This window comes from Pseudomonas sp. PS01303 (assembly GCF_029959385.1).
GTDB lineage: Bacteria > Pseudomonadota > Gammaproteobacteria > Pseudomonadales > Pseudomonadaceae > Aquipseudomonas > Aquipseudomonas rustica.
Genome location: NZ_JASCPK010000255.1, coordinates 1 through 4,196, shown reverse-complemented (window position 1 = coordinate 4,196; position 4,196 = coordinate 1). Strand labels below are relative to the sequence as shown.

Sequence of the window (4,196 nt, the reverse complement as noted above, 5' to 3'; positions counted from 1 at the left end):
CGCGATAGCGGTGGTTCAGCCTACCTCTTCATTGACTGATACACCGCTATCGCGAGCAGGCTCACTCCTACATTTGACCGCGGTTCGACTGATGATCAGGGTTGTCAGCATGAGGGCCGTGGCGACCGCGAAGGTGATGTGTAAACCACTGGCAACTGCTGCTGCCGGCGCCTCCGTCGGATCCCCCGCCGCCCGTGCAAACACCGCGCCCATCACCGCCGCCCCGGTGATCAAGCCCAGATTGCGCGCCAGCCCCAACAGCGCCGAGACCACCCCGCGCTGATCCTGACTCACGCCGGCCATCAACCCGGTGTTATTGGCTGCCTGAAACAACGCATAGCTGACCGCAACCATCGCAATCGGCAACACGTACGCGAACACGCCAAGGCTCATCGGCAACGACGCCAACAGTCCAGAACCACAAGCCAATCCCAGCAGCGCACCCGGCACGATCCGGCGCGCGCCAAAGCGATCCACCAGCCGCCCGGCCGGCACACCGCCAAACGCCGCCAACAACGGCCCGATCGACAACACCAGTCCTACCGTGGCGCTGCTCAAACCCAGACCATGACTCAAGTAAAACGGCCCAACCACCAATGTGGTCATCATCACGGTAGTCACCAATAACGTCAGCAAGAGGCTGCTGCTCAATCGTCGGTCGGCAAACAGCGACAAGCGAATAAGCGGCGCCTTCACCCTCATCTCGATAAAAACAAACAGCCCCGCGCCGCACGCGCTGACCAGCAATAACGGCAGGGCCAGACCTGTCAGCGTCATCGCCAGCGCATAAGCCGCCAGCGTCAACACCAACACCCCGGTGCCGAAATAATCAAAGGCAACCCGTGTGCTGATCGCTCGATCTGCCGGCAGATAGCGGAACACCAACCACGCATTGAGCAAACCCAGCGGTACGTTGAGCAGAAAAATCGAATGCCAGCCGAGATGCGCCATCAACAATCCGCCCAGCGACGGCCCGAGGGTGGTGCCGGTCGCTGACATGGTCGCCAACAAACCCATCGCACTGCCCGCGCGCGACTTCGGCACCGCATCGGCCACCAGCGCGACGGTCAAGGCAAACATGATCGCCGCGCCAACGCCTTGCACCGCTCGCGCGCCGATCAGCCAACCCAGTCCCGGTGCCAACGCACAACACAACGAGGCCGCGGTGAAAACGCCGATGCCGATCAACAGCAATCGGCGCCGACCGATGCCGTCGCCCAGCCGCCCGACGCTGACAATCAGCGTGGTGACTGTCAGCAGGTAAGCCAGAACGATCCACTGCACCTGTTGGAACGTCGCATCAAACGCCGCCGCCAGCATCGGTAAGCCGGCATTGGCAATGCTGGTGTCCAGCGACGGCATCAACATCGACAGGGCCAGACTGGTCAGCGCCCAGCGGGCTGATGTGTTCAGGGGTTCTCGGGGCATCTTGCGTTCACTTGGCAGAGGTGATGCTGCATAGCCTGAGCCTCGACAATACAAGGCACAAGACGCATGCTTTGCACTCGATACCTGCATGGAACGCCATGTCATGTCCGCACCCGATCTGAACCTGTTGATCACCCTCGACGTGCTGCTGCGTGAAGGCAGCGTCGCCCGCGCGGCCAAGTGCCTGCGATTGAGTCCTTCGGCGATGAGTCGCGCCCTGGCCCGTCTGCGCGAGACCACCGGCGATCCGCTGCTGGTGCGGGCCGGTCGCGGTCTGGTGCCGACGCCGCGTGCATTGCAATTACGCGAACGCGTCAGTCATCTGGTGCAGGAAGCCGAGGCGGTGTTGCGCCCTGCCGACGTGCTCGACCCGACCCGCTTGCAACGCACCTTTACCCTGCGCAACACCGACGGTTTTGTCGAAACCTTCGCCGCCGCCCTGCTCGCACGCATTGCTGAAGAAGCACCCGGTGTGCGCCTGCGCTTTGTGCAGAAGGCCGACAAGGACAGCACGCCGCTGCGCGAGGGCCGCGTCGATCTGGAAACCGGCGTGATCGACGACAGCACCGACCCGACGCTGCACAGCCGCATTCTGTTTCAGGATCACTGGATCGGTGTGGTGCGTGAGGGGCATCCCTTGAGTTCGGGAAAAGTCAGCAGCAAGCGTTTTGCCGGTGGCGAGCACATTCTGATTTCCCGACGCGGGCGCAGCAGCGGCCCGGTAGACGAAGCGCTATTTGCGCTCGGGCTGACGCGGGACATCGTCACCTCATTCGGCGGTTTTTCGGCGGCGCTGACGCTGGTGCGTGAATCGGATTTGATCGCCACTGTCCCGGAGCGCCACACCAGCAAACTGCGCAGCGGCCTGCACAGTTTCGCTCTGCCCTTCGAGATGCCGCCGATCAGCGTCTCAATGCTTTGGCATCCGCGCATGGACGCTGATCCGGCACACCGCTGGTTGCGCGATTGTGTGCGTCAGGTCTGCGCCTAACGCGCGTCGCCACCGGCCGGTTTGTAAAAGAGGAATTTTTTCGTTTCGGCGGTTTTGCGGTACTCCTTGGCCCAGCTCGGGTGGACGTTGCGGTCGTGGAAGTACAGCGCGCCGCGGGTGCGATCCGGGAGCTGACGGTTGAGCGCTTTGCCGGCGATTTCCTTGGCCAGCGCGTATTCGGAGTCCTCCTTGACCTGATCGGCCTTGCCATCGCACCACCAGGAAAACTGGCAGCTCTTGGTTTCCGAACCCTGCTTGACCACCGCGCACACGGTGTCAGGAAAACCTTCGTGGCCGAGACGATTCATCACCACGCTGGCCACCGCTTCCATTTCCGGGGTGTCCTTGCCCTTGGCTTCCCAATAGATACTGCGCGCCAGGCAGGTCAGCGGATCATCCAGCGGTGCAGCGCCGGCAGGGTCGACCGCTTGCGCTTCGGTCGGGGTAATCGCTTCGGCTTTCGGCGCCGGCGCGCTGCTGACTTTGTCCGCCGCTTTTTCCTCCAGCACCTGCGCTTTTTCTTCAGCTTTCGCCTTGATCGGGGCCTGATCGGTGGCCCATGCGGAGCCCGCCAACAGGATGCAAACCATACAGCCAGCCAAGCCTTTCAATCCCATGTCAGTTCTTCCGGCAGCGCCCGCTAAGGGCAACGTGTTGCGTGGGTGAGACGCCCGGCTCCCGGGGTCTTCGGTGAGTGTAGACGGCAAAACGCCAGACAAAGTTGCGCAGAAAAAACCGTCGAATGAAGAAAAAGACATTGCACCCACCGGGGGCCTTTCGCGCATCATGGGCGCATTCAGCTCAAGGGAGATTTCCATGCGCTTCATGCCATTCGTTTTACGTTGTGCCGCGTTGTCCGCTGGCGTTGTGTTGGCCATCCCGGCGCTGGCCAGCGATGAATCGCAACTGATCGAGTCGATCAACAGCTACCGCAGCCAGCCGCAACGCTGCGGTTCGCAGGCCTCCAATGAGTTGCCGCCGCTGTCGGCCGATCCCCGCTTGCGCCTGCCGGCCAGTGGCGCTGTGGATTTGCAGCAAGCCATGGCCAGCGCCAGTTACCCGATGGTCAATGTGCAGGCGATCACGCTGAATGGCCCGCGCGATGCGGCGTCGGCGATGCAGGCGATTCAGGAGAGTTTTTGTCAGGTGGTGCTCGATCCGCAGTTCGTCGATGTCGGTGTCAGCCGCGCCGATCGCGATTGGCGCATCGTGCTGGCGCGACCGCTGTTGTCGGCCAAACTCGGCGATGCGCAAAGTGAAGGGCAGAAACTGCTGGAGCAACTCAACGTCGCCCGCAGTCAGCCGCGCCAGTGCGGTGGTCAGGCCTTCGCCGCTGCCGCACCGTTGGCCTGGAACGCTGCGCTGGGCACGATTTCCCAGGATCACAGCCGCGACATGGCCAACAACAATTATTTCGACCATAAGGATCGCGACGGCCGCACCCCCGGCGACCGCGCTGAACTGGCCGGTTACAGCGGTCAACTGGTCGGCGAAAACATCGCCGCCGGCCAAGACACCGTGCGCAAAGTCGTCGACGGCTGGATCGCCAGCCCCGGCCACTGCGCCAACCTGATGAACCCGCAATACAAAGAACTCGGCGCCGCCTACGCTACCGACCCGAAAAGCAGCGCAGGCATCTACTGGACCGCCATGTTCGGGGCGCAGTAACTCCGCGTCCTCAAACACCGCAAAATCAGTAGGAGCAGAGCTTGCTCGCGAAGGCGTCTATCCAGTCGAAATATGCATTGACTGTATTTACGCCTTCGCGAGCAAGCTC

General features: G+C 62.3%; 4 protein-coding genes. 2 read left to right on the top strand and 2 right to left on the bottom strand.

The genetic code is table 11. The features are described from left to right. Positions 1-15: 15 nt before the first annotated feature. Positions 16-1,428: an MFS transporter gene (locus tag QMX93_RS29970; RefSeq protein ID WP_282359190.1), complete on the bottom strand. Its 1,413-nt coding sequence runs from the start codon at positions 1,426-1,428 to the stop codon at positions 16-18. Positions 1,429-1,531: 103 nt separating this feature from the next. On the opposite strand from QMX93_RS29970, the gene QMX93_RS29965 reads away from it, so the two are divergent. Beyond that, complete coding sequence (locus QMX93_RS29965) at positions 1,532-2,419, top strand: LysR family transcriptional regulator (protein WP_282359188.1); 888 nt, start codon at positions 1,532-1,534, stop codon at positions 2,417-2,419. Here QMX93_RS29965 and QMX93_RS29960 read toward each other — a convergent pair. Further along, on the bottom strand, positions 2,416-3,036 hold the full coding sequence (locus QMX93_RS29960; protein ID WP_053121048.1) for a cell wall hydrolase: 621 nt from the start codon (positions 3,034-3,036) through the stop codon (positions 2,416-2,418). The genes QMX93_RS29965 and QMX93_RS29960 overlap by 4 nt on opposite strands. A 199-nt stretch (positions 3,037-3,235) precedes the next feature. Between QMX93_RS29960 and QMX93_RS29955 the strand changes: the two genes are divergently transcribed. After that, positions 3,236-4,087 (top strand): CAP domain-containing protein, encoded by an 852-nt coding sequence (locus QMX93_RS29955; RefSeq protein ID WP_212545954.1) that lies wholly within the window; start codon positions 3,236-3,238, stop codon positions 4,085-4,087. The last annotated feature ends 109 nt before the right edge of the window (positions 4,088-4,196 follow it).

Bases quoted from the DNA above. Each gene is read 5' to 3' on its own strand.
- QMX93_RS29970 (WP_282359190.1), bottom strand. From the start codon at position 1,428: ATGCCCCGAGAACCCCTGAACACATCAGCCCGCTGGGCGCTGACCAGT.
- QMX93_RS29965 (WP_282359188.1), top strand. From the start codon at position 1,532: ATGTCCGCACCCGATCTGAACCTGTTGATCACCCTCGACGTGCTGCTG.
- QMX93_RS29960 (WP_053121048.1), bottom strand. From the start codon at position 3,036: ATGGGATTGAAAGGCTTGGCTGGCTGTATGGTTTGCATCCTGTTGGCG.
- QMX93_RS29955 (WP_212545954.1), top strand. From the start codon at position 3,236: ATGCGCTTCATGCCATTCGTTTTACGTTGTGCCGCGTTGTCCGCTGGC.